The sequence below is a fragment of the Marinospirillum minutulum DSM 6287 genome (genome assembly GCF_000422325.1).
Taxonomy (GTDB): Bacteria; Pseudomonadota; Gammaproteobacteria; order Pseudomonadales; family Halomonadaceae; genus Marinospirillum; species Marinospirillum minutulum.
In genome coordinates, this window is record NZ_KE383818.1 from 800,085 (window position 1) to 825,274 (window position 25,190).

Below are 25,190 nucleotides of genomic sequence, written 5' to 3' on the forward strand. Positions count from 1 at the left end.
AACTATTCTGGCATGGTTTTTAATGCCAGATCCCAACCGCCGAGCTGGTGCCAAGTATTAATAATGGTACAAAAAAGTTCGGCGGTTTTTTCTGTATCGTAACAAGCAGAATGTGCTTCACGGTTATCAAAGGGTATACCAGCGGCTAGGCAAGCCCGTGACAACACGGTTTGACCGTAAGCTAAAGCAGCTAGGGTTGCAGTGTCAAAGCTAGAAAAAGGGTGGAAAGGGTTGCGTTTAATATTGCAGCGTTCCACAGCAGCATTAATAAAACCTAAATCAAAGCTAGCGTTATGACCTACCAAAATAGCACGAGTACAGTTATGGGCTTTTACAGCCTTGCGAATGGTTTTAAAAACCTCATCTAAAGCCTGATGTTCGTCTACCGCTATACTATGCCGAAAAGAATTGTTTAAATCGATTTTAGTGAAATCTAAAGCTGCCTGTTCAATATTGGCGCCAGCAAAGGGAATTAAATGCTTGGTAATGCTATGGTCAGGTAAGATAATGCCATTTTCATCCATGGTTAGGGTGGTGGCAGACACTTCAAGTAGGGCATCGGTAGCTGCATTAAAACCTGCGGTTTCAACATCCACTACTACGGGCAAATAACCACGAAAACGATTGGACATGGGATGTTTGACATTCGACTGACTGTTCACGCAATGCTCCTGACCGGCGTGTAAATGAAAGACTTGGGTTACAGCAGCAACTAGCTTAACATAGCTGCAAGGTATTTCATTTTTTTACCTAAAGTTTAACTTGCCTAGGTCGACAATTGTTTAACCTAGTTAATTAAAGGATTTAAGTGTGCCTTCTCTAACAGCCTTGCTACAGCCTAGTGTTAAACGCTTGCAACAATTTGCCCTAGTGGGTTTAGGTGTGTTGGCAGCAGCTAGTGGTGCTTACGCAAGTAGTTGGCAGGCGGGTTATGAAAATGCTTTATGGCAAACCAGTGACCCTTCTAAGCTTAACTGTGAGTTAACTCACTATATTCCTAATTTTGGTGAAGCTCGCTTTATTCATCGTGCTGGTGAAACAGTACGCATGGAAATTCAACCCTTTCGTAATGCTTTTCGTGGCGGTGTGGTTAAGTTGGTTGCCCTTGCACCTCAGTGGATGCCCGGTGCGAATACTCGCTCTTTAGGTGAGTATGATTTCCAAAAAACAGACCTACCTATTCGTATTGCTACACCACAAACAGAGCTTATTCTTGAAAGTTTGCGTCAAGGTTTAATGCCTTCGATGCTGCAAGAAGATAAAGACCAGCGTATTGAGCACCGTCGTGCTAGCTTAACCCCCGTTAATTTTCACCGTGCTTTTGCAGACTTCCAGCTTTGCCAAGCACAACTCCTACCCGTTAATTATGATCAAATTCGCGATGTGGTTATTGGTTTCAACCTAGGTGGCGCTAAATTAACTCAAGCAGACAAAGACCAACTCGACTTATTAGTGCGTTATACCTATGCCGACCCAGAAGTTGTTCTAGTAATGGTTGATGGTCACTCAGATTCATCGGGTACACGTCGTGATAACCGTGAACTATCAAGCCAGCGAGCTAACTCAGTTACTGAATACCTAGTGGCACGAGGCATGCCGCAAGAAATGATTAAAAGCCAGTACCACGGTCAGCGCTACCCTGTAGCAAGCAACCGCACCACTGAAGGTCGTAGTAAAAATCGTCGAGTCACCATTAAGTTAGAGCGTGAATTAGAAATCAAACCTATTTTTTAACTAGTTTCTCTATCTTTTTAAGTGGTTTCTAAGCGCTAATCGCTGACGCTTAACTTTCCTTGCGCTATAATCCCTTTTATAAGTTTTCGGGCTGCTTAGGCAGCCTTTTGCAGTTTACTGTTCCTGCTTCTGGCCTTCAGGCTGGGGTAGTCTAAGGAGAAACTATGTCTGATGTAAAAAAAGTTGTTCTGGCTTATTCCGGTGGCCTAGATACTTCCATTATTCTTAAATGGCTTGAAGATACCTACAAGTGTGAAGTGGTTACCTTTACTGCTAATCTAGGTCAGAATGATGAGCTAGAGCCTGCCCGAGCTAAAGCAGAAGCTATGGGTGTTAAAGAGATTTACATCGAAGACCTACGCGAAGAGTTTGTTCGTGATTATGTTTTCCCTATGTTCCGTGCTAATGCTATTTATGAAGGCGAATATTTATTAGGTACTTCCATTGCACGCCCGTTAATTGCTAAGCGTTTGGTTGAAATTGCCAATGAAACCAATGCCGATGCCATTTCTCATGGTGCAACCGGTAAAGGTAATGACCAAGTACGTTTTGAGCTAGGTGCCTATGCACTGAAGCCAGGTGTCAAAGTAATTGCCCCTTGGCGTGAGTGGGACTTGCTATCGCGTGAAAAGCTGATGACCTACGCTAAAGAGCACAATATTCCCATTGATTTTGCTAAAGCAGGCACTAAATCGCCTTACTCTATGGATGCTAACCTGCTGCACATTTCTTATGAAGGTGGTTTGTTGGAAGACCCTTGGGCAGAGCCAGAAGAAGCCATGTGGCGTTGGAGTGTTAGCCCAGAAGCTGCACCTAACGAACCAACCTATTTAGAACTAACCTATGAAAAAGGCGATATTGTAGCCATAGACGGTGAAGCACTTAAGCCACATGAAGTGCTAGAAAAGCTAAATAAAATTGGTGGTGCTAATGGTATTGGCCGTTTAGATATTGTAGAAAACCGCTATGTGGGTATGAAAGCTCGCGGCGCTTATGAAACACCCGGCGGTACTATTATGTTAAAAGCGCACCGTGCTATTGAGTCCATCACTTTAGACCGTGAAGTTGCTCACCTAAAAGATGACCTAATGCCTCGCTATGCTGAGCTAATCTATAATGGTTACTGGTGGAGCCCAGAGCGTAAAATGTTGCAAACAATGATTGATGAGTCGCAGGAATTTGTGAACGGTAAAGTGCGTGTTAAGCTTTACAAGGGCAACGTTATTCCTGTCGGTCGTGAGTCTGCAGATACTTTGGTTGATGAAAGCATCGCTACTTTTGAAGATGATGCAGGTGCTTACGACCAAAAAGACGCCGAAGGCTTTATTAAGCTAAATGCGCTACGCTTGCGTATTGCCGCACAAAAAGGCCGTAATCTTTTATAGCCCGTAACAAGCTATAAAAAGCACACGCTACTAACTTAAGCCCTGCTTTCTAAAAGAAGCAGGGCTTTTTTATTGGGTTTTCATTTTTCTTATGGCTAGAATGAAAGGAAGCTTATAAATAATTAGTGAGCCAAATAAATACAAGGAGTTGTTATGCAAATTCTAACCCGAGCATCACCTTGGCGGCGTCTTTTAGACAACCCACAGCAGCCGTTTCTAAATCACGCAGTTTTATTGGCTCCCTTGCAAGAAGTTTTTGCCGATTTTCCTCACCAGCTAGATGTAACTGAAATTAAACCCTGGCAATTACGTTTTGTTAAAGCATTACAACAAATGGATGTACCTGCTTGGCGTATTAGTCAGTTAATTAGCGATCATAATGATTGGTTGTATCGCGAAACAATTATTAAAAGCCTAGCAGAAATGCAGGCCAATGGCTGGGGCGAACCACCAGTCGATTTTTGTATTTTGCAGTTAGGTTCAGCCGCACGTCACGAAAGTTTGCTTCGTCCAGACCAAGATAACGCCATGATTATTGAAGATTTTCCTGTTTCGCGTTATTTAGAAATTGATACTTGGATGCAGCATTTAAGTGAAGAGTTTACGCAGCGTTTAGCTAAGGCAGGTATTCCTTTATGTAATGGCCATGTGATGGCACGTTGGCCTTTATGGCGTAAGCCAAGTAGTGAATGGTTAGAGCAGATGCGCTTATGGACAGCAGGGCGCATAGTTAAAAAAGTACAGCTATCCAATATTTTGCTAGATTTTAATCCCGTTTTTGGTAACTCAAACCTAGCCAAAAACTTTCAAGCTGAACTAAGCCAGTTACTACCTAAAGCCCACGGCTTTTTAAATCAAATGGCTAGTTTGTTGGATGAGATTCCAGTAGCGCTGGATAGTTTTGATCGTTTACAGGCCAGCGCTAAAGATGCACCGCATAGCCATGCCCTAAACTTAAAACAACAAGGTTTACTGCCTTTGCAATCAAGCACTAGGCTACTTTCTATCTTGCATGGAGTTACTGCTGTAGGGACTAGAGAGCGTTTAATTGCTTTGGTTACACGGCAGGTTTTATTGCCCCTAGAAGCAGAAGATTTGATTCAAGCCTTGAATCAGTTGCAAGACTTGTTGCTAGATGCCCAGTTAGAAAGTTTAGATGCAGGGCGTTTGGCAGATAGTTGGGTCGACCTTCAGAAGCTAAGTGAAAGGCAAAAGCAGCTACTGAGGATCGACCTTAAATTGATTAAAAGTTTTATGCGAAAAGTGCGTAAAAACTTTGCTGATTAGTGGTGGTGACCTTGCATGTGACCTTGAGTCGCCACTTTGCGTACTGGAAGATTCAGCTCTATTAGGCTGCCATCATCCAATTTTAAGCTAACTAGCACCTTAGCATCTGTTTTTAATGGTGCTTTTAAACCGATTAGCATGATATGTAGGCCGCCCGGTTGTAAGTGGGTAGTGCTTTTGGCTGCTAGGTCTATTTTGTCGACCTGACGCATTTGCATCACGCCCTCGACCTGGGTGTGGGTGTGAAGCTCTACAGCTTTAGCAGCTGGGCTACTTGCACTTATTAACGCACGCGCCTCACTGCTTGGGTTATGAATTTCCATAAAAGCAGCAGTGACTGGGGTGCTTGGGGGTACGGCACGCACGTAGCCACTTTGTATTTGAATTTCGTTTGCCTGAGCAGAAAAACTCAGTACAAAAGTTAAAGCTATTAATAAACGTAAAATTTGCATCTTAAATTCCTTAAAGTTGGTTTTCTAGGGCTTTGCTAAGTACAGCTTGCAGTTCTTCACCACTAATAGAATGGGGGAGCGTTGCTAGCAGTTTGCCACTTGAGTTCACTAGGTAAAAATCTGAAGTATGATCGACGGCATAGCCCATGGCTGAGTCAATTTCGACATAGCGGTAAAACGCACCATACTGCTTAGCCAGCTGTGCAAGGTAAGCTTCTTCGCCAGTTAAACCGATAATGCCTGCTTCAAAAAAATCGACATAATCAGCAAGCCTTGCAGGGCTATCCCTTTTTGGGTCAACCGAAATAAAGATGGGTTGTAGCTGATGCTGTAAGTTTTCTGGCAAGTAATTTACGGCTTTAGCCATAAAAATCATTGAAGTGGGGCAGATATCTGGGCACCAAGTATAGCCAAAGTAGATAAGTGCTAACTGCCCTTCAAAGTCACTTAATGAAACCTCACCTTGTTGGCTAGTTAGCGTAAAAGGTGCGCCTGTTGGCTTACCACTTGTAGTAGAAGGACTAGGCTGGTCTAAGCCACTTTTTATTTGAAAAAAAGCCAAGCTTAAAAGCAGTAGCGCACCGATATACAGCAGTGAGCGATTAGTTTTCATGTGTTTTCCTAATTAGCGATCAAAATAGTTCTATTGATTGTTAGCTAATTAAAGGCGGTGCTCTAGGCGAAGGGTTTAAAAGGTTGGGGTGTTGGGTTTGTTGGTTGGTTATTACAGTAAAGAGAAGCAGTTGAGCAGGTAGGTCGCTTAAATAGGCTAGGTCCGTTACGCTAGAAAGGGCAATAGCCGGTAGACAGGCAGGGCAGTAGTTAAGGGGCTGTAGTGATTCGCTAAGCTCGCCATCTGTAGCAATTAGGCGTTTTTCAAAACCACCATGCCAGGAACACACTTCGATATAACCATTGGCATGAACTTGAATAGGCGCAACTAAAAAAGGTGTTACCAGCCGTTGCGAAATAACCAGCAAGGCTAATAATAGCATTAGGGTATTAAACAAAGGGCGTTTTACAAGCATGCTTCAACCTTTAAAATAAGTGCGGTCAATATACCAGTAAACACTGGGTTCAACCAGTGAGCTAGCTACTCGTTGGTGGCTTAATCGCAGGAAGCTCTATAACAAACCTTGCTCCTTTTAAAACCTTGCCAGCTTGAGCATACAAACACCCATTATGGTGGGAAATTATACCTCGACTAATGGGTAAGCCTAAGCCAGAGCCTTTAGGTCTTGAGCCACTGGTATCTTTATGTTGTTGAATCTGATGAAATTTTTCAAATATTTTGTCACGTTCTTCTACGGCAATACCTGAACCATTATCTTCCACTGCTAGCTGCCAGTTTTTAGCGTGTGCATGAATGCTCATTACTACTTGTGCTGAGTCGGGTTCAGTAAATTTACTAGCGTTATCTAACAGATTAATAATAACCTGCTGTAGTCTATCTGGGTCGGCTGTAACCCAAGCTTGCTCCTCGGGTAAAATTAGTTTTAGGTCGACTTGCCGATCATCATAAAGCTGGGTAATCGCATCAGCAGAATCTTTAGCCAATTCAATTAGGTTTATGGGTTTAAGGTCTAAACGCATCCGCCCAGATTCTAAACGGGCTAGGTCTAAAATTTCTTCTATTAAGCGCGAAAGGCGTTCACTTTCTTTAACTATAACGTCTAAAAAATGACTTTTTTGTTTAGGGGTTACTTCAGGACTATCCCTGAGTATTTCTGCAAAAGCACGAATAGAAGTTAAAGGTGTGCGTAATTCATGGCTGACCATGGCAACAAACTCATCTTTTAGTTTGTCGAGTTCACGCAGTCTTACGTTAGCTGCTCGTAATTCTTCACCAATTTGTGCTAGTTCAGTTGATTTTTGTTCAAGGCGCTTATTGTATTCTAAGGCTTGGGAGGTGGTATCTAAGATACTGAGTACTGCCTCTATATCTAAGGCTTCGCCCCGTACAACGGAGTTAATTAACACCCTAGCTGAAGCACTACCTAAAGCCCCAGTTAAAGCTTGTTCAGTTTGGGCAATTAAGGCAGGTGAGGCGGGTGTTTCATCTGCTGCACTGGGGGCTTCTGTATGACCTAGGTGTGCAAAAACTTTTAGGGTGGCGACCTTGCCTAGGTAGCGGTTAGCGAGTTGATACAGCTCGCCCTTGGTGGTTTGTCCAAGCCAAAGCGGTGTTTGCATTACATCGGGTCGCAAGGCTTCAGTGAATAAAGCCGCTTGGGTTTGTTCTAAGCTAGATCGCTGTGTAAATAGTGACACACCTACTAGCAGACCTATATTAACAAGTAGACTCCAAAATAAAGCATGGGCATAAATATCCCAGCCTTCTAACCCAAAGAGTGCATAAGGCTTTAGCCAGACAATACCCCAAGGACCTTGGTTAATTAATGAAGAATCTAGCCAGCCAGACAGTGCAAAACCCGGTAAGAGGAGTGTGTAGGCCCAAACAATAAAACCACCGATTAAGCCAACTGCCGTTCCCTTGGCATTGCCACCACGCCAATAGAGACCAAGCAATAAGGCTGGTGCAAACTGACTCACAGCGGTAAAAGAAACCAGCCCAGTTGTTACTAGGCTGTAAGACTCACCAATTAAAGCGTGATAGAGGTAGCCAAGCAAAAGAATAAGCAAAATAGCAATGCGGCGAATACCTAACAGCCAGCCACTTAAATTACGGGTTGGATCTAGGTGCAGCCATTTCCAGCGTAACAATACTGGCATTACCAAGTGGTTACTGACCATGGTGGAAAGGGCAATGGTTTCAACTATTACCATGCCTGTTGCAGCCGATAAGCCACCAATAAAAACAAATAAAGGTAAAAACTCTAAGCCAGCGGCAAGCGGTAGGGTAAGAACATAGTCATCGGGTGAACCATCGCCCAGCAGTAAGCCAGCTAGAGCAATAGGTATCACCATAATATTGATAGCAAAAAGGTAAAGAGGGAACATCCAGCCAGCACGTTTTACATGACGTTCATCGACATTTTCTATGACTAATACCTGAAACTGTCTGGGTAGCGTTATAAAAGCCAACGTAGAAAGAATTAAAGTACCTACCCACCCAACAGCACCGCCTGGAATTACATCAATTCCTAAAGTGCCGATTAAGTCAGGCCTACTAGCGGCTTGGGCTAATAAATCCATTGGGCCTTGATAAAGCCAAAATACAACAAAAATACCTGCCGCTAAAAAGGCCAACAACTTAACAATGGATTCAAAAGCAATCGCTGCCACCATGCCTTCATGCCGCTCACTAGCATCTAGGTGACGAGTACCAAAAAGAATAATAAAAATAGCTAAAACAATTGCAACCCAAAATGATTTATCTATTAAAAAGGTTTTTTCTACTAGGGCTTGTGTTGGAACAAGTGGGTAGCCAGTTAATAAAGCATGGCTGATGGTTATAGCTTTTAATTGAAGCGCTATGTAAGGCATAACGCCAATAACGGCTATAAGAGTAACAAGAACACCTAGGCGAGTGCTTTTACCATAGCGGGCGCTAATAAAGTCAGCAATGGAGGTGATTTTTTGAGCTCGCGAGATGCGAATCATCTTGCGAATCATAAACCAGCCTAAAAGCATGGCCAGTGTTGGACCCAAATAAATCAACAAAAAGCTTAAACCAGTTTCTGCGGCTCTACCCACACTGCCGTAGAAAGTCCAGGCGGTACAGTAAACAGCAATGGAGAGGGTATAAACCAAGGGGGAGTTAATAATGGAGCGCCCTTGGCTAGAGCGTTTATCACCCCAGGCTGCAACTAAAAATAAAATACCTAGGTAACTAAAGCCAACAGCGAGTGAAACTAACTCAGTTCTCATCTTTGCGCTCCAGTATCCACGCAGCTAGCCCAATAATAAGCAGCCAAGCACTGAAAACGTAAACGGGGAGAATGGATAAGCCTAAACGCCCCGGTCTATCAAAGAGTAATAAGATGGGTGGCAAAAAAAGCACTAAAGCTAAAAGCGTTAAGCCGACCAGCCTAGAGCGGGTAGGTGAGCCTTTCATAACCGCCTCCTTTAGTTTTCTTAATTAGCTGGTCTTAGATTGCATAAGGCTAGCTTGTAGTTCTAAAGCAGCTTGTAGTGTATTTATGCCTCTTGCTTCTAAACGTGGCAATAAAGCCAGCAACAGTTCTGCTGTGACTCGTGCATCACCTAAAGCTGTATGACGTGTATTGGGTGGAAAAGTGAGCTGAAAGCGTTTAGCTAGCGCATCTAAACCATGCCCTTCTAGGTTTTTATCTAAACCACGGGATAAAAGCAAAGTATCAAGCACTGGCATGGTGAACTCTACACCTGTTTCAGCTCCTTCAAGCGTAACGGCAAGTAAATCGAAGGCAGCATTATGAGCCACTAGCACACCATTGCCTACAAACTCTCTAAAGCGGGGTAGAACCACACTCATGGGTGGGCTTTTTTCTACATCAGCATCAACAAGGCCATGAATTTTTGTACTAGCCGGTGGAATGCTACGCCCTGGGTTAACTTTTTGATCAAAAACTTCTTGAGCTAACAAGCGTCCATTAACAATACGGCAAGCACCAATACTAATAACCTTGTCACCTTTACGCAGTTCCAAGCCTGTGGTTTCAGTATCAAAAACAACCAGCTCTAATTGATTCAGTGCCAGCTGACCTAGTTCACTGGTGGGTGGTGGTAAGTCTGCAATGCTAAAATCATGAAATTCTGGACGGGCTTCAATGGTTGGTAAAGGTGGATACACACGCGTCGCTGCGGGTAAGGGTATACGTAAGCGAGCAAAGTTTTGGTCTGCATCTGCTAGGCTCCACCAATCACTGGAATGGCGACGCAAAATATCCCCCAGTCTTGGTGATATTTCTTCATTGGCTAGGGGTAGTTCACCCCATTCTTTTAGCTGTTTTAAATGCAATGGCTGGCCTTGCCAAATAAGGTCTAGGTAAACACGGTTATTGCCTAATTGTATTTCGGCTTCAAAAGCTTTTTTACCCGTAACCTCGGTTAAAAGTAGTAGAACGCGCTGTAATAAGCCTAGTAAGCTAGGTGTGTCTGCTTTTAACCAGAGAGGAATGCCGATGGGTGTAAGGCTGATTTCCAGTTGAGTAAGGCTAGGCGTTAAAGCCTGCCACAAGTCATTGGACCAAGTATCCGTTAGCTGGCCTTGATCTAGGTGTAGCGCTTCGAGTAGTTTTGCTAATTCGTTAATTAAACTACTCAAGGCTTGGCTATCTTCTTGCATGGCTAGCTGTAAACGCTGATTTAATTCTGCTGTAGTACCGCCATTGCTTAATAACTCGCCTGCTGTAGCTAGATTGGCAGCATGGCCACGTAAGGCTGGTAAAAGTGTGGAAAGCGGCTTGCGCCAACGTGTATCAGATTGCTGGCGCTCGGTAGTGTCTTCAAGCATTAGCAAAGCTTCACCTTGACTAGCGATAACCCGACGCAAATCACATAGATACCAGCGGTTACGATGAGGGAGTAATAATTGACGTGCACTGCCATCTTTAGGCAGGTTTTGTAAGGCATCAATTAAGCTGGGTGCAGGTAGTAGCTCTTGAAGTCTGCGACCTAAACCTAAAGCAGGATTACCAGCAAAAAGCTCTTCTGCTGCTGGGTTAAATAAAAGTAGGCGTTGATGCTGATCGCAAAGTAGTAAAGGCAGTTTTAATACCTGCAATAAGGCTTCTAGTTCTTGTCGAATACGGGCGGCATCTTTGGCGCCTTGAATACGTGCATCGGTGAGTAGACCACGATCTTGCCGCCAACCTTGGCGTAGGTGGTTTAGGTCGGGCTGTAGTGTTGCTAACCATCCTTCGGGTGGGTAATCATCTTTTGCGTCAGGGTTGGCTGCCATACGCGCTACTTGTACTTGTAAATGGCGTAAAGGGCGCATTAAGCGCACTTCTAAAATTAAACCCAGCAGAAATACAAGCAGGCCACTTGCTAAAGAAGCACCCCAAATAACAATACGCAGGTTGCCGGTTGGTTGAATTTGGCTTTCTAACCAAGCAGCACAAAATAAGCCAGCAAAAAAGGTAATGCCGCTGAGCAGTAACCAAAGGCTTAATAGCTTATGGCGTGCTGGCATAGTTAGTCTTCCTGAGAGCTTGGCGAGCTTTCGTTAAGTAGAGCTTGAACTTTTTCAACCAGTTGTCGGGTAGAAAAGGGCTTGGTGATATAGTCATCAGCACCCAAGGCTAGGCCTTTTTCACGCTCAACTTCGCGGCCATGCGCAGTGAGCATAACAATGGGTAGTCGCTTGAAGCTAGGCTGGTTGCGTAGTTGTTCAAGCACCTCAAAACCACTAATACCTGGAAGGCTAATATCAAGTAATACTAGATCGGGCGGATTTTCGTTGACTAGTGCAAGTGCCGACTCGCCATCGAGTGCAGTGGTTACATCAAAGCCTGCTTGTTGCATTAAAAACTCTAATGACAAAACAATGTTTGGTTCGTCATCGACCACTAGAACCTTAGCCATAAACTATCCTCTAAGCAGAATTGCCTTTCTATGAGTCTAGTGGTTTAGCTATTTCCTGCAACCCGACTAAGGGCGTAAGTGATCAAGTATTAAATAAAGGTAATACCTACAGTGAATAGTTTTTCTACTTCACGAACCTTGCGCTTGTCTACTAAGAAGAGAATCACCTGATCGCCAGTTTGAATAACCAGCTTATGATGGGCAATCATAACTTCTTTATCTCTAACCACCGCACCAATGGTAACGCCTTCGGGTAAGGCTATAGCTTCAATGCTACGCCCAACAATTTTTGAGCTTTTTTCATCGCCTATTGCTACTGCCTCTATGGCCTCAGCAACACCACGGCGTAGGGAGTGAACGTTTTTAACCTGTCCACGCCTTACGTGGGTTAAGAGACTGCCTATGGTGGCCTGTTGTGGTGAAAAGGCAATATCGACTTCACCTCCCTGAACCAAATCTACATAGGCTGCATTGTTAATTAACGTCATTACCTTGCCAGCACCCATACGCTTAGCCAGCATGGACGACATAATATTGACTTCATCATCATTGGTAACTGCACAAAAAATATCGACATCATCAATGCTTTCTTCTTGCAGCAAGCTTTTGTCTGTAGCCGAGCCATGTAATACCACAGTACGTTCTAGCTTTTCAGCTAGTTCAATGCAACGCTGCGGGTTATTTTCAATTAGCTTAACTTGATATTCATGCTCAAGACTTTCTGCTAGGCGCTCACCTATATTGCCTCCACCGGCAATAACAATGCGCTTATAACTATGGTCAATTTTGCGCATTTCACTCATTACGGCACGTATATCTTTACGAGCCGCAATAAAAAACACTTCATCATCAACCTGTACTAGGGTGTCACCTTTAGGAATTAAGGCTTGATTTTGGCGGTAAATAGCAGCAACCCGTGTTTGAATATTAGGAATATGCTTGCGAAGTGCAGCAAGCTCTTGACCAATAAGTGGGCCACCATAATGGGCTTTTACTGCCACCAACTGTACTAAGCCACCAGCAAAGTCGAGCACCTGCAAAGCACCTGGGTACTCAATTAAGCGACGAATATGATTGGTAACCACCTGTTCAGGGCTAATCAGTACATCAATATCAAAGCCCCTACCGGGTTGAAATATTCCTTTACGTGATAAATAGGCAGCTGAACGTACACGTGCAATTTTAGTGGGCGTGTTAAATAAAGAGTGGGCTACTTGGCAAGCCACCATATTGACTTCATCAGAACTGGTTACAGCAATCAGCATGTCGGCATCTTCACAACCTGCCTGACGCAGTACCGAAGGGTAGGAGGCTTTACCTTGAATAGTGCGAATTTCCAACTTGTTTTGTAAGTCGCGAAGGCGATTAGGGTCACTATCAACAACAGTAATGTCGTTTTCTTCACCGGCTAGGTTCTCTGCGAGGCTGCCACCCACTTGACCTGCACCTAGGATAATAATTTTCAAGGTTTAAGCTCCTTAAGTCCGCCAGAAAGCACGAGTGAAGAGAATCATAAAGGTCACAATTTCCAAACGGCCTAAAATCATACCAAGGCTCATCAACCATTTGCCCAAGTCTGGCAAGCTAGAAAAATTACCTGCTGGCCCAACAGTTTCACCTAACCCCGGACCAATATTAGCAACCGCAGTTACCGCAGAAGTAAAGCTAGTAATAAAATCTAACCCCATAAAAGAAAGGGCTAAAGCTAAGGTGCCTATGGTTGCAAAAAAGAAAAAAGCAAAGGCTACCATAGAGCGAATAACATCATCGGGAACAGGGCGACCATTATAATTTTGTGAAAAAACGCCACGGGGATGCAATAGAGTCATCATTTGGTTACGCATTAAAATGACAGATAATTGGTGACGAAATACTTTAAATCCACCACTGGTTGAACCAGAGCAGCCACCAATAAACATAATGTATAAAAAGAAAAGAACAGCAAAATTACCCCAACCATTGTAATCGGTTGAAGAAAAACCCGTAGTACTGACTATAGAAACTATATTAAAGCTAGCTTGTGTAATGGCTGTTGACCATTCCCAGTTAAGTTGTGTAACTAGGTATAGGGTCATAATTAACACGGCGCCTAACAGAATTTTGGCTAGGGCTCTGACCTGACTGTCTTTAAAAATGGGTAAAGGATTGCCTTGAATCATGTGTACAAAAAGCACAAAGGGCAAAGAACCAAGAAACATAAAAACAATACCTATCCACAGAATACTGCTGGTTGCTGCAAATTGCCCCATTGATGCATCGTAATTAGAAAACCCACCCGTCGCTGAGGTGGTCATACCATGCACCAGTGCATCAAAAGGTGCCATGCCTGCTATCCAGTAACTAAGAATACATAGCGTGGTTAAGCCGACATAAACCTTGCCTATGGCTTTAGCCAGCGTACCAGAGCGAGGTAAGGCTTTTTCAGACCAGTCAGATGATTCTGATTGGAAGAGACGCATTCCCCCTACCTGCAAGAAGGGTAGGATAGCCATGCCAAGTACGATTATTCCTATGCCACCTAACCACTGCAAAATAGCCCGCCAGAGTAAAATGCCCTGAGATGTTGTATCTAAACCACTGAGAATGGTTGCTCCTGTTGTGGTTAATCCAGAAACACTTTCAAAAATAGCATCGGCTAAAGGCAGTTGCGTGGGACCAAAAATAAAGGGTAAAGCAGAAAACAAACTAAGAACTATCCAGCTAAGGCTAGTTAATAAAAATATTTGCCTGCCACGTAAATGGAAAGGCGCAAACGAGCCAAGGAGCACCATGATGCCGCCGCTAGCCAGTGTAACTAGCATTGATGAAAAGAAGATTTTAGTTTCAACTTCGTTGCCCTGAAAGGCTAAAAGAAGTGTTGGTGCAAGTTTGAAGCTACCTAAAAGTAATAGTAGCAAGCCTAGCAGTTTGATCAGCGGTGCTATCCACTCAAACCCTTGACGCAACAAAGAGATTTCTTGGCGACGTTTAGAGCGGCTAACTTTATGAGCAAAACTGACTCTTGAAACAGGTGGCATAGAAGTCCTTGAAAGGCACTTGGTTTAGGCCTGCAAGGATAACGCTAGTGCAGCAAAGTGACCAGTCACTAGAAAGGATTTTATGCTAAAAAAATGAACGCCTGTTTGAAAGTATTTTTAAAAAGCCTAAACTGCCAACTGAATTTTTGAAGCTAGGAGTAAAATAAATGCAAACTCGTACCCCAATTAAAGTACGTGGTTACCATCTAGACCTTTATGGACATGTAAATAATGCCCGCTATTTAGAGTTTTTAGAAGAAGGGCGCTGGAATTTTCTTGAGCAGCAGCCAGGTTTAGAAGACTTAATGAAGTCTGGTTTAGGTATGGCGGTAGTAAATATTAATATTAACTTTCGCCGTGGTGCTTTTATGAATGAAGAGTTAGAAGTGCTAACAGAATTAACCAAAGTAGGTAATAAAAGTGCATTAATTCAACAAAAAATTTTACTCAAAGGCACCGATACACTCATTGCAGATGCGGATGTAACCTTTGTGGTGACAGATCAAAAAGCACAAAAAGCAGTACCTTTTGAAGGTGAGCTGTTAGAGCTAATGCAGGCTTGGCAAAAAAAACCTGAGTAATGCAATTGTAACCTTTAGGCGTATAATAGCTCTCACTAAAAGGCAGCGTTAAGATGGTTTGCTGCTGAGTCACTTGGGAGTAAATTAATGAAGGCTTCAACAACTAATGCGCCAATTATTACACTTGATGGTCCAGGCGGTGCAGGCAAGGGCACTGTTAGCATGCGCCTTGCCCAAGCTCTGGGCTGGCACTTGCTAGACTCAGGAGCACTCTATCGCCTAGTAGGTTTAGCTGCTGAACATCACGGGGTTGCATTAGACAATGAGCCTGCACTTAGTGTTTTGGCAGAACATCTAGATGTACAGTTTCTTACCGGCAAAGATGACTTAGTTCAAGTTATGTTAGAGGGAGAAAATGTAAGTAGAGAACTGCGTACAGAGCGTGTGGGTGGTTTAGCTTCACAGGTTGCTGCTTTAGAGGGGGTGCGTAATGCACTGTTATCTAGGCAGCGTGACTTTGCCGACTTGCCAGGTTTAATTTGTGATGGGCGGGATATGGGTACGGTGGTTTTCCCTAATGCCCCTTTAAAAATCTACCTAACTGCCAGTGCAGACGAGCGAGCTAGGCGCCGTTTAGAGCAGTTGCGGTCTAAGGGTGTGACTGCTAAACTATGCGACCTAAAAAATGATATTTTAGAGCGTGATGCGCGGGATATGAATCGTATAACTGCGCCGCTAAAGCCTGCAGAAGATGCATTGCAGCTTGATAGTACGCTGTTAAGTATAGAGCAGGTTGTAGAACAAATTCTTGCTGAGGCCAAAAACCGAGGCTTGGTGTCTTAAGCCCCTCCGCTTAAGGCGACTTTAGTAGTCGAAGCAGTATGGAGGTTGTGTAGGGTAGGTGTCACAGTTTGTCAGAATCCACTTTTGAAAGTTCTGCCAAGCTTAACTAGCGTTAACACTCCTACATAAAAATAATCAGGCCCGCGTTTGCTGGTGGCGCGGAGGGCGGCAATTTCGCCGCATTAAAGACATTTAAAATCGAGTAAATAATACATGACACAATCCTTTGCCGAACTCTTTGAAGAAAGCTTGCAAACAGTCAATATGGAAGTGGGCTCTATCATTAAAGCCACTATTGTTGATGTTGATGGTGACTGGGTTACCGTTAACGCTGGCTTAAAGTCGGAAGGTGTTATCCACCGCAATCAGTTTGAAAGCGGTGAAGATCTAACCGTTGGTTCACAAGTGCTAGTAGCACTAGAAACCGTAGAAGATGGTTTCGGTGAAACCCGTCTATCCCGTGAAAAAGCACGTCGTGCTGAGTCTTGGATTGAGCTAGAAGAAGCTTTCGAGAAGAGCGAAATCGTCAAGGGTATTATCAATGGCAAGGTCAAGGGTGGCTTTACAGTTGATATCAATACCATCCGTGCCTTCCTACCAGGTTCACTTGTTGATGTACGCCCAGTGCGTGACACAGCACACCTAGAATACAAAGAACTCGATTTCAAAGTTATCAAGCTAGATGCTAAGCGTAACAACGTGGTTGTTTCTCGCCGTGCCGTACTAGAAGCAGAAAACTCAGCAGAGCGTGAAGAACTGCTTGCTAACCTAGCTGAAGGCCAAGAAGTTAAAGGTATCGTTAAGAACCTTACTGATTACGGTGCCTTCGTTGACTTGGGCGGCGTAGACGGTCTACTACACATCACTGATATGGCTTGGAAGCGTATTAAGCATCCTTCTGAAATTGTTGCTGTGGGTGATGAAATCAACGTTAAGGTTCTTAAGTTTGATCGCGAGCGTAACCGTGTATCATTAGGTCTTAAGCAGTTGGGTGAAGATCCATGGATTCAAATTAAAGCACGTTACCCTGAGTCTTCAATCATTAAGGCACGTATCACTAACCTAACCGATTACGGTTGCTTCGCTGAGCTAGAAGAAGGCGTTGAAGGTTTAGTACACGTTTCTGAAATGGACTGGACTAACAAAAACGTTAATCCTAAGCAGGTTGTTAACCTAGGTGACGAAGTAGAAGTAATGATTCTAGACATCGACGAAGAACGTCGTCGTATTTCTCTAGGTATCAAGCAGTGCCGCGCTAATCCTTGGGAAGAGTTCTCAAGCAAGTACAACAAAGGCGACAAAGTTTCTGGCGCTATCAAGTCAATCACTGACTTCGGTATCTTTGTTGGCTTAAATGGCGGTATCGATGGTCTAGTTCACCTGTCTGATATTTCTTGGAATGATACTGGGGAAGAAGCCGTACGTAAGTTCAAGAAAGGCGAAGAAGTTGAAACAATCATTCTTTCGATTGACCCAGAGCGTGAGCGTATCTCGCTAGGTGTTAAGCAACTTGAAAGCGATCCTTTCAATGAGTTCTTAGCACTAAACGACAAAGGCTCTATCGTTAAAGGTAAGGTTTCTGCAGTTGAAGCTAAAGAAGCCGTTGTTGACCTAACAGATGAAGTGCAAGCGATTCTAAAAGCATCTGAAATTAGTGCTGAGCGTGTTGAAGATGCGCGTAATGCTCTAAAAGAAGGCGATGAAGTTGAAGCACGTATTATCAACGTTGATCGTAAGAATCGTGTGATTAGCTTGTCTATTAAAGCCAAAGATAAAGTTGAAGCTGAACAAGCGGTTGCTACTCAGCGTGAAGCTCAGGCTGAACTTGCAGGTCCAACCACTATTGGTGACCTAATCAAGCAAAAAATGGAAAATAACTAATACTAATCTTTGATTAATTTTAGTTACCAAAATCCCCGCCTAGGCGGGGATTTTTTTGTTTTAAAGCTATATTTTTTAATTATTTTTAAAGCTCTACGGCTTTACGTACATGCACACCCCAAAATAGAAATGGCTGTAAAGGCTTAAGTAGGTCACTGGATAACACTTCGGTTATTTCATACTCAGGTAAACGTGTATCGCGAGGCGGTGGGTGCATATACACTTGACCACTTATAGCACGAATACCAGCACAAATAGGTTGAGAGGCAGTTTCACCCCTTTGTGTAACCACAGCCGTATCACCATTCTTAAGTTTTACTGCAGTGCCTGGTGGGTAGATACCTATTTGGCTTAAAAACATTTTAGTTAAAGCAGGGCCAACTAGAGTGCCTCGTTCACTGAATATTTGTTTTAGAGCAAACTTAACCGGTAAAGCTTGACGGTATTCGCGTCTACCAATGAGTGCAATATAAATGTCGGCTAAAGCTACTAGCTTTGCTTCATTAGAAATATCATCCCCTTTAAGGCCTTGAGGGTAGCCGCTACCATCTAAGCGTTCATGGTGATGTAAGACAGCCCGAATCCACATAGGATCACGGATGCCCATGGATTCAAGCATCAATACAGATTTATCAGGGTGGCTACGTACCGCCTGAATTTGTTCTTCGGTTAAGGGTGTTTTTTGTTTGTTGAGACGGTCTTGTATGGCTAGCATACCTAGGTTGGCAGTTAAGGCTGCTGCTAGAATACTAAAAAGTTGTTCACCATGAATTTTTAAGCGTAGTGCAACAACAGCAATAAGAATAGCGCATTGAATCGGGTGGTAAAGGCTGTAGTCGCCTTTTTCTTCGCGTGGCCAATGCACCGTGCCTAGTAGTGCCTCAGGCGATCTTTCGGCTAGGCCTAGGAGTTGGCTGCAGATATTGCGTATATCTCTGTAAAAGACTTCAGGCGCAGCTGCGTTGCCACTTTTAATGTGGCTAAAAGCTTTACTTAACTGGTCTTCTAACTCGATAACTTCTAAAAAGGGGTTAACATTATTAGTGTAACGAAAGGGTTTGAACTCACTACTGTAATCAACGCGGTCGTTAGGGTCTCTTTTAACTAGACCACGCTGCATAAGAATTTCTATTTGCTGTTCGTTACTTATCATTGCCCCACGAGACAGCAACAAACGCCCACCCCTAGTGTAAATATCTAGCGTGGTTCTTTTGCCTACCGTTAATTCACTTGGGCGAAGTTTTTCAAGCATTTATTTCTTTCTCAATAAAAAAATACATCTTGCTAGACAGACTAGCGACTAACCTACATTGGAGCTGTATTTTTTTCCTTGATCCGTGTTTATTTTTTTAGTAATTCTAGTTTAGAGAACTTAATGTCAAAAAGGTGCATTTAGTAAGCTTCTTTATGCAACTTTGTGTTAAGTGATGTTATAGATTAATGGATTTATATTTTATATACTCGTTTAGGTTAATTAGAGAAGCCTGAAGTGAGTTGGCAATTAACTGTTTGTTTTTTCTTGCAATTACTCCAAGCTTGCAGCAGGCAGAAAAATGAATGAAGGAACAAAGGATGTTGAATCTGTGACTGAAGAAAATTACTGTATTGCATTGCAACCTATTTGTGATGCAAAAATGAAACATGTTGCTGATGAGCTGCTTTATCGTTCCAGTGCTACGGCAACCTTTGCTCAAGTTGATGATCAGCTAATGGCAACAGCTAGGGTTATTAATGCCACTTTTTTAGAAAGTGGTTTAGAAAACCTGATAGGTAACCGTAAGCTATTTTTTAACGCACTTAAAGAATGGATTCTTAAGCCAGAGCTATTGCCACCTCATCCTGAACAGGTAGTGGTTGAAGTATTAGAAAGCGTAACAGGTGAGCCTGAAATAGTTGAAGCATTAAGGAAAATACGCAAGCTAGGTTATGACGTAGCCTTAGATGACTTTATTCTGAATGATGAAACCCGACCCTTGTTAGATGTTGCAAGCATTATCAAGGTTGATCTATTCGAGCCTATCCTAGAAGAAGATATTGCTGAATATAAGCAACGGGGTATACGTTTGCTGGCAGAAAAAGTAGAAGACCTAGAAACCTTTAATCGCTTTAAAGCCATGGGTTTTGAGATGTTTCAGGGTTATTTTTATGCCCGCCCTGAAGTTCACAAAGAAACCTCCCGCAAAGGCCGCGCTAACAACCACAGCGCACAAATTCGTATTATTTCAGAGCTACAAACAGAAGAGCCAGATTACGAACTACTAGAAAACTTTATTGCGCAAGACCCACAATTAACCTTTATGTTGCTTAAATACGTTAACTCAGCAGCTTTTCGTCGTCGAAACGAAATAACGACCATTCATCAAGCTTTAAACACCCTAGGTTTAGACAGGGTTCGCAGTATAGTTACTACGGTTATGCTTGCTAACAATGGGCCTGCAAGCCGTTTGCTGTTACCTCAAGCCTTAACGCGAGCACACATGTGTCAACTCTTAGCTGATGATACCAGCGATATCAACCCACGTTCTGCGTTTATGTTGGGTCTAATGTCTATGATGGATTTGCTTATGGCTATGGAAATGTCTGAGCTAATGGCACAGCTTCCTTTATCTATAGAAATAAAAGATGCCATTTTGCTGCGAGAGGGTCGCCTAGGCAAACTACTTAACCTAGTGGTTGCCTTTGAACATGCCCAGCTGAATGCTCGATCTCCTGAGCTAGTTATTAAGTTAAATAAAGCTTGGATAGAAAGCCAAAAGTGGACAAACGAAGTAATGAGTCAAGTCGAATACTAGAAGCAAGCTTAAGCTTTTTTAAGCCAGTAACGGTATTGCTGCTGATCTTCTTCTTGGTTGACTAAACAGTGTTTAAGAAACTGACAAAATTTAGGCACATCTCTAGTGGTGGCTGGATCAGTAGCAATTAATAACAAGACTTCACCTGTTTGCATTTCATCAAGTTGCTTGTGTAGTAGCATGATTGGCTCAGGGCAAAAAAGTCCTGAAGTGTCTAGCTGGTATTGATGTTCTAAGCTTGGCTTGTTCATAAAACCTAATCCAAAAAAACTGCGGCTTGTAAGCCGCAGGTGTTAAGCTGTTACTGTTTTAATAGGTTAGAGATGCGATTTAGCTTTTTTTACCAACTCTAACAGCAAGCACGTCACAAGGTGCGCCGTGTAAAACACCGGTAGATACTGAACCTAGCAGCAGTTGGAAACCATGACGGCCATTACTGCCCACAACAATTAGGTCGATACCCTTCTCATTGGCTAGACGGTGAGTTTCTGTATCTGGCATACCAACGAGTACATGCTGGTTTTCTTCTGGAATATCGATATCTTCTAACAATTCTTTTAAACGCGTTCGGGCATGGGAGTCTAGCTGGTCTTGAATGCTGGTTAAGTCCATAGGAATATCACCACCATAAGCAAAACCTAAAGGCTCTAGCGTATGTACAACAGACAGCTTGGCGTCTTGGTTTCTTGCAGCAATTTCTTTGGCGCGCATTAAAACTTTGCGTGAATCTTCAGATAGGTCGATAGCGACTAAAATATTTTTGTATTCGTTGCTCATAGTGTTTTTTTCCTGTAACTGACTGAGTAGTATAACTATAAACCAAACCTGTAGGAGATGTCATTGAGTGGATTCTGGTGGGTGTTACTTATTATTGTATTAATACTTTTTCCTATGAGTATGTTAAAACCCAGTGTTAGACAAAAAGAGTTAATAAGATTAAGAGATAAAGCCCGTGAGCTAGGCATTAAGGTGGATGTAGTGCCCCATAGGGTTAACGATGAAATTAAGTTAGAAGGTGCAGGTTACCGTTGGTTGCGACCTGCTGACGCACCACCTTTAGCTGGTTACCTTTGCCTACTAAAAAAAGAGGTAGGTAGAGACAGGGGTGACTTAGTTTTTCCTAATTGGCAATTAGCAAGTGGCAAACTTGATTTTTTATCACCCAAGCAACAAACCAATCTAGGTGAATGGTTAGATCAATTACCAGACGATGCGTTTGCCGTGGAGTGGGGGTCTGCAACCCTTGCACTTTGGTGGCATGAGCGAGAGGTTAAATTAGACTTAGAAGCTTTAAATGCAAGTGCTTTAGCTTTATTAGGGCTTAAAAACTAACCAAAAAAAACCGCCTTGAATACTCAGGGCGGTTTTTTGCTGGGCTAACTTAATACAGGTTAAGAAAGTTATACAGCGCCTTGTTGAATCATTGCATCGGCTACTTTGCGGAAGCCTGCAATATTAGAGCCTAAAACTAGGTTGGTTGGATCATTAAACTCTTTGGCAGTTTCTGAACTACGCTCAAAAATTCCACGCATAATGGCTTGTAGGCGACGGTCAACCTTTTCAAAACCCCAACAGGTCATACTAGCGTTTTGTGCCATTTCTAGCTGGCTAGTTGCTACACCACCTGCGTTAGCCGCTTTGCCTGGTCCATAAGCAATTTTAGCTTCAATGAATAGATCCATTGCTTTAGCAGTAGAGGGCATATTTGCACCTTCGCTAACACAGATAACACCATTGGCTAGAAGTGCTTTAGCATCTGCTTCGGTTAATTCATTCTGTGTTGCTGAAGGGAAGGCTGCCTGAGCTTCAAAGCGCCATACGGCATGACCATCTTTAGGGTAATCGGCAACAGGAATGTACTGTGCTTTTGCATGGGTTTTTAAGTATTCTTTTAAAGAAACGCCACGCACTTCTTTTAAATCTTTTAGTAGTTCTAAATCAATACCTTCTGAGTGATAAATTGTACCTTGTGAATCTGAACAGGTAATAGGTTTAGCACCCACTTGATAAAGCTTTTCAATCGTATAGATAGCAACATTACCTGCACCAGAAACAAGGCAAGTTTTACCATCTAGGCTATCGCTAACACTATTCAGCATATTCTCAGCAAAATAAACGGCACCATAACCAGTCGCTTCGGTACGTACTAAAGAACCACCCCAGTTTAAACCTTTGCCTGTTAAAACACCTTCATAGCTGCCCGTTAAGCGCTTGTACTGACCGTATAAATAGCCAACTTCACGGCCACCAACACCTATATCACCTGCGGGTACATCAATGGTTGCACCAATATGACGATAAAGCTCGCTCATAAATGCTTGGCAGAAACGCATGATTTCAGCATTAGAACGGCCTTTGGGGTTAAAGTCAGACCCCCCTTTACCACCACCTATGGATAGACCGGTTAAGGCATTTTTAAAAATTTGTTCAAAGCCTAAAAATTTAATAATACCGGCATTAACGCTAGGGTGAAAACGCAAACCACCCTTGTAAGGGCCAAGCGCAGAGTTAAACTGAATACGGTAGCCTTTGTTAACCTGTACTTTTCCTTGGTCGTCTAACCAGGTAACACGAAACAGGATTTGGCGCTCAGGCTCAATAATGCGCTCTATAATATTGGCATCAAGGTAGCGTTTGTCCGCTTCAAGAAGCGGTCGTATAGATTCCAAAACCTCTTCCGCAGCTTGGTAGAATTCAGTTTGTGCAGGGCTGCTTTTTTGCAGACGGTTTAAGGTCTCTTGTACGTAAGGCATGATGTTTCCTTGATGACTTGATGAAAAGAAATTTACTAGTGTGTTGACTTAGAAGAAGCTTTATTAAACAGCTTATTGGAAGTGCTACTAATTTTTCGACGCTGCAATATAGCTTATAAAGGAGTTATGCGTCTAGGGTATGCGCTATGCCGATTCGGTATAGTTTGATGTAAAAAAACTCAGGCTAACCAAGATTAAAGCCTGAGTTTTAACGTGCTAATTATTTACTAGCTCGGTAAGCAACTGAATTAACAAAGTGTTTTGTTCTTCTGTGCCTAGCGTGATACGTAAAAAACTACTGATGCGTGGTTGGTTAAAATGGCGAACAAGCAGTGCTTTTTTACGTAACTTTTGTGCTAACCAAGCACCTTCATGTTGAGGGTGGCGTGCAAAAACAAAGTTAGCGCTGGAAGGTAAAACTTCAAAGCCTAACTGGCTAAGGGCTTGAGTTAGTTTTTCTCGCGAAGTGATTACCTTGTTACAGGTGCTTTTAAAATAGTCTTGATCTTCCACCGCTGCTTTAGCACCCGCCAAAGCTAAGCGATCTAAGGGGTAGGAGTTAAAGCTATCTTTAACACGAATTAAAGCTTCAATTAGTTCAGGCTGGCCTACTGCAAAACCTACCCTTAACCCAGCTAAAGCCCAAGATTTAGAAAAAGTTTGGGTCACTAACAGGTTGGGATAGTCTTTGACTAAAGAAACGGCAGATTCTGTACCAAAATCAACATAGGCTTCATCAACCAAGACAACTGAGTCTGGGTTATTGTCGAGTAGCTGACGAATTTCACCTAGAGGTAAAGCTATACCTGTGGGTGCATTAGGATTAGGAAAAATAATGCCGCCATTAGGTCGCTGATAATCGGCTAGATTAATTTTAAAGTTTTCATCTAACGGAAGTTGTTCATAGTCAACCTGATACATCTTGCAGTAAACAGGGTAAAAACTATAGCTAATGTCAGGAAAAAGTAAGGGTTTATCTTGTTTTAGCAGCGCCTGATAAGCCAGGGCTAAAACCTCATCAGACCCATTGCCCACAAAAATATGGTTGGCAGGCAAGCCCGTATAATCTGCCAAGGCTTGCTTTAAGTCTTGTGCTTGCGGATCTGGGTAGAGTCTTAGGGTATCATTAGTCGCTTGCTTAATGGCCTCATATACTTTAGGCGAAGGGCCGTAAGGACTTTCGTTGGTATTAAGTTTAGTTAAATTAGGGATTTTAGGTTGTTCGCCAGGCACATAGGGTGTTAGCTGGTGAACAAGGGGACTCCAAAAGCGGCTCATAGCAAACCTTTAAAATTAAGTGAGTCAAATTAGACAAAGAGAGAAGATTAAACCCTATGTCAGCAAAAACTCAACGGCTAGACAAATTTTTAACTGCAACAACAGATCTTACACGTAGTTTAGCTAAAAAAGTGCTACATCGTGGTGAGGTAACAGTAAATGGCGAGGTGGTTAAAAATTCTGCACTGCAAATACAAGCCACAGATAAAGTTTGCTGGTTAGACGAACCCTTAGAATTGGTGGGTTTGCGCTATATAATTATGAATAAACCTCTAGGTTATGAGTGCAGTAATAAAAGCAGCCACAACCCCCTAGTCACCGATTTATTAGAGGGCTTAGTTAATAAAGAGTTGGTTCAGCCCGTTGGCAGATTAGATGTTAACACTTCAGGTTTGTTGTTATTGACCGATGATGGTCAATGGTTGCATCGAATTATCTCTCCAAAATACCGCAAGGCAAAAGTTTATCGTGCAAGCTTAGCAGAACCTTTGGTGGCTGATGCAGAAGCTAGGGTGGCAGAGGGGTTGCAGCTAGATGGAGAAGAGCAACTTACCCTACCAGCAAAGCTAGAACGCTTGGAGCCACAATTAATACACCTAACTTTAACAGAAGGGCGTTACCATCAAGTAAGGCGTATGTTTGCTGCTTTAGGTAACCATGTGGAAGCGCTGCACCGTGAAGCAGTAGGTAACCTGTGGCTAGATGAACAGCAATTAGCACCAGGGCAATGGCGAGAGCTAACCGAAGCAGAAATGGCTTTAATTGCTGCAAAATAG

Annotated in this window: 24 protein-coding genes; 9 read left to right on the top strand and 15 right to left on the bottom strand. The window is 43.0% G+C overall.

Annotated features, from left to right (window positions below; translation table 11 throughout):
- Positions 1–2: 2 nt before the first annotated feature.
- On the bottom strand, positions 3–632 hold the full coding sequence (gene rnt, locus H571_RS0113370; RefSeq protein ID WP_084482860.1) for a ribonuclease T: 630 nt from the start codon (positions 630–632) through the stop codon (positions 3–5).
- A gap of 178 nt (positions 633–810) precedes the next feature.
- Between rnt and H571_RS0113375 the strand changes: the two genes are divergently transcribed.
- The 3 genes from H571_RS0113375 to H571_RS0113385 all read left to right on the top strand — a co-directional run bounded on the left by H571_RS0113375 (position 811) and on the right by H571_RS0113385 (position 4,406).
- A complete protein-coding gene (locus H571_RS0113375) occupies positions 811–1,734 on the top strand; it encodes a MotY family protein (protein WP_027849747.1) in 924 nt (307 codons plus the stop codon).
- Positions 1,735–1,898: 164 nt separating this feature from the next.
- Positions 1,899–3,119: an argininosuccinate synthase gene (locus tag H571_RS0113380; RefSeq protein WP_027849748.1), complete on the top strand. Its 1,221-nt coding sequence runs from the start codon at positions 1,899–1,901 to the stop codon at positions 3,117–3,119.
- Between the two features lie 153 nt (positions 3,120–3,272).
- The gene (locus H571_RS0113385) at positions 3,273–4,406 is read left to right on the top strand and encodes a DUF294 nucleotidyltransferase-like domain-containing protein (RefSeq protein ID WP_027849749.1); all 1,134 of its coding nucleotides are present in this window, start codon (positions 3,273–3,275) and stop codon (positions 4,404–4,406) included.
- On the opposite strand, the gene H571_RS0113390 is transcribed toward H571_RS0113385, so the two are convergent.
- The 9 genes from H571_RS0113390 to H571_RS0113430 form a co-directional block, all read right to left on the bottom strand.
- Positions 4,403–4,858, bottom strand: coding sequence for a copper chaperone PCu(A)C (locus H571_RS0113390; protein WP_027849750.1), 456 nt, complete (start codon positions 4,856–4,858; stop codon positions 4,403–4,405). The genes H571_RS0113385 and H571_RS0113390 overlap by 4 nt on opposite strands.
- A 10-nt stretch (positions 4,859–4,868) precedes the next feature.
- Complete coding sequence (locus H571_RS0113395) at positions 4,869–5,471, bottom strand: SCO family protein (RefSeq protein ID WP_027849751.1); 603 nt, start codon at positions 5,469–5,471, stop codon at positions 4,869–4,871.
- Positions 5,472–5,511: 40 nt separating this feature from the next.
- The gene (locus H571_RS0113400; protein WP_027849752.1) at positions 5,512–5,886 is read right to left on the bottom strand and encodes a hypothetical protein; all 375 of its coding nucleotides are present in this window, start codon (positions 5,884–5,886) and stop codon (positions 5,512–5,514) included.
- A 61-nt stretch (positions 5,887–5,947) separates the two neighbouring features.
- The gene (locus H571_RS0113405) at positions 5,948–8,689 is read right to left on the bottom strand and encodes a sensor histidine kinase (protein WP_027849753.1); all 2,742 of its coding nucleotides are present in this window, start codon (positions 8,687–8,689) and stop codon (positions 5,948–5,950) included.
- Entirely contained in the window at positions 8,679–8,876 is a 198-nt protein-coding gene (locus H571_RS0113410) for a hypothetical protein (protein WP_027849754.1), read from the bottom strand. The genes H571_RS0113405 and H571_RS0113410 overlap by 11 nt, the downstream gene beginning before the upstream one ends.
- Positions 8,877–8,900: 24 nt before the next feature.
- Positions 8,901–10,937: an exonuclease domain-containing protein gene (locus H571_RS0113415; RefSeq protein WP_027849755.1), complete on the bottom strand. Its 2,037-nt coding sequence runs from the start codon at positions 10,935–10,937 to the stop codon at positions 8,901–8,903.
- A gap of 2 nt (positions 10,938–10,939) precedes the next feature.
- Positions 10,940–11,329, bottom strand: coding sequence for a response regulator transcription factor (locus H571_RS0113420; protein WP_027849756.1), 390 nt, complete (start codon positions 11,327–11,329; stop codon positions 10,940–10,942).
- Between the two features lie 89 nt (positions 11,330–11,418).
- A complete protein-coding gene (trkA, locus tag H571_RS0113425; protein ID WP_027849757.1) occupies positions 11,419–12,795 on the bottom strand; it encodes a Trk system potassium transporter TrkA in 1,377 nt (458 codons plus the stop codon).
- 12 nt (positions 12,796–12,807) lie between these two features.
- Positions 12,808–14,346 carry a TrkH family potassium uptake protein gene (locus tag H571_RS0113430; protein WP_084482862.1) on the bottom strand — a complete coding sequence of 513 codons (1,539 nt, stop codon included), beginning with the start codon at positions 14,344–14,346 and terminating at the stop codon, positions 12,808–12,810.
- 167 nt (positions 14,347–14,513) lie between these two features.
- On the opposite strand from H571_RS0113430, the gene H571_RS0113435 reads away from it, so the two are divergent.
- From H571_RS0113435 to rpsA, 3 genes are all read left to right on the top strand, one after another.
- Positions 14,514–14,927: an acyl-CoA thioesterase gene (locus H571_RS0113435; protein ID WP_027849759.1), complete on the top strand. Its 414-nt coding sequence runs from the start codon at positions 14,514–14,516 to the stop codon at positions 14,925–14,927.
- Between the two features lie 87 nt (positions 14,928–15,014).
- Positions 15,015–15,710, top strand: a complete 696-nt coding sequence (gene cmk / locus H571_RS0113440) for a (d)CMP kinase (RefSeq protein WP_027849760.1) — start codon at positions 15,015–15,017, stop codon at positions 15,708–15,710.
- Positions 15,711–15,923: 213 nt separating this feature from the next.
- Positions 15,924–17,591, top strand: a complete 1,668-nt coding sequence (rpsA, locus tag H571_RS0113445) for a 30S ribosomal protein S1 (protein ID WP_027849761.1) — start codon at positions 15,924–15,926, stop codon at positions 17,589–17,591.
- Between the two features lie 85 nt (positions 17,592–17,676).
- Here rpsA and H571_RS0113450 read toward each other — a convergent pair whose 3' ends face one another.
- A complete protein-coding gene (locus H571_RS0113450; protein ID WP_027849762.1) occupies positions 17,677–18,843 on the bottom strand; it encodes an HD-GYP domain-containing protein in 1,167 nt (388 codons plus the stop codon).
- A 301-nt stretch (positions 18,844–19,144) separates the two neighbouring features.
- On the opposite strand from H571_RS0113450, the gene H571_RS0113455 reads away from it, so the two are divergent.
- Complete coding sequence (locus H571_RS0113455; RefSeq protein WP_051168354.1) at positions 19,145–20,383, top strand: EAL and HDOD domain-containing protein; 1,239 nt, start codon at positions 19,145–19,147, stop codon at positions 20,381–20,383.
- Between the two features lie 8 nt (positions 20,384–20,391).
- Here H571_RS0113455 and tusA read toward each other — a convergent pair whose 3' ends face one another.
- Entirely contained in the window at positions 20,392–20,634 is a 243-nt protein-coding gene (tusA, locus tag H571_RS0113460) for a sulfurtransferase TusA (RefSeq protein ID WP_027849764.1), read from the bottom strand.
- Positions 20,635–20,713: 79 nt separating this feature from the next.
- The gene (locus H571_RS0113465) at positions 20,714–21,160 is read right to left on the bottom strand and encodes a universal stress protein (RefSeq protein WP_027849765.1); all 447 of its coding nucleotides are present in this window, start codon (positions 21,158–21,160) and stop codon (positions 20,714–20,716) included.
- Between the two features lie 63 nt (positions 21,161–21,223).
- Here H571_RS0113465 and H571_RS0113470 point away from each other — a divergent pair, with 63 nt between their 5' ends.
- Positions 21,224–21,715: a hypothetical protein gene (locus H571_RS0113470; RefSeq protein WP_156887885.1), complete on the top strand. Its 492-nt coding sequence runs from the start codon at positions 21,224–21,226 to the stop codon at positions 21,713–21,715.
- A gap of 68 nt (positions 21,716–21,783) precedes the next feature.
- Here H571_RS0113470 and gdhA read toward each other — a convergent pair whose 3' ends face one another.
- Positions 21,784–23,136 (bottom strand): NADP-specific glutamate dehydrogenase, encoded by a 1,353-nt coding sequence (gene gdhA, locus H571_RS0113475; RefSeq protein WP_027849767.1) that lies wholly within the window; start codon positions 23,134–23,136, stop codon positions 21,784–21,786.
- 216 nt (positions 23,137–23,352) lie between these two features.
- Positions 23,353–24,414 carry a histidinol-phosphate transaminase gene (gene hisC / locus H571_RS0113480; protein ID WP_027849768.1) on the bottom strand — a complete coding sequence of 354 codons (1,062 nt, stop codon included), beginning with the start codon at positions 24,412–24,414 and terminating at the stop codon, positions 23,353–23,355.
- Between the two features lie 56 nt (positions 24,415–24,470).
- On the opposite strand from hisC, the gene H571_RS0113485 reads away from it, so the two are divergent.
- Positions 24,471–25,190: a pseudouridine synthase gene (locus H571_RS0113485; RefSeq protein WP_027849769.1), complete on the top strand. Its 720-nt coding sequence runs from the start codon at positions 24,471–24,473 to the stop codon at positions 25,188–25,190.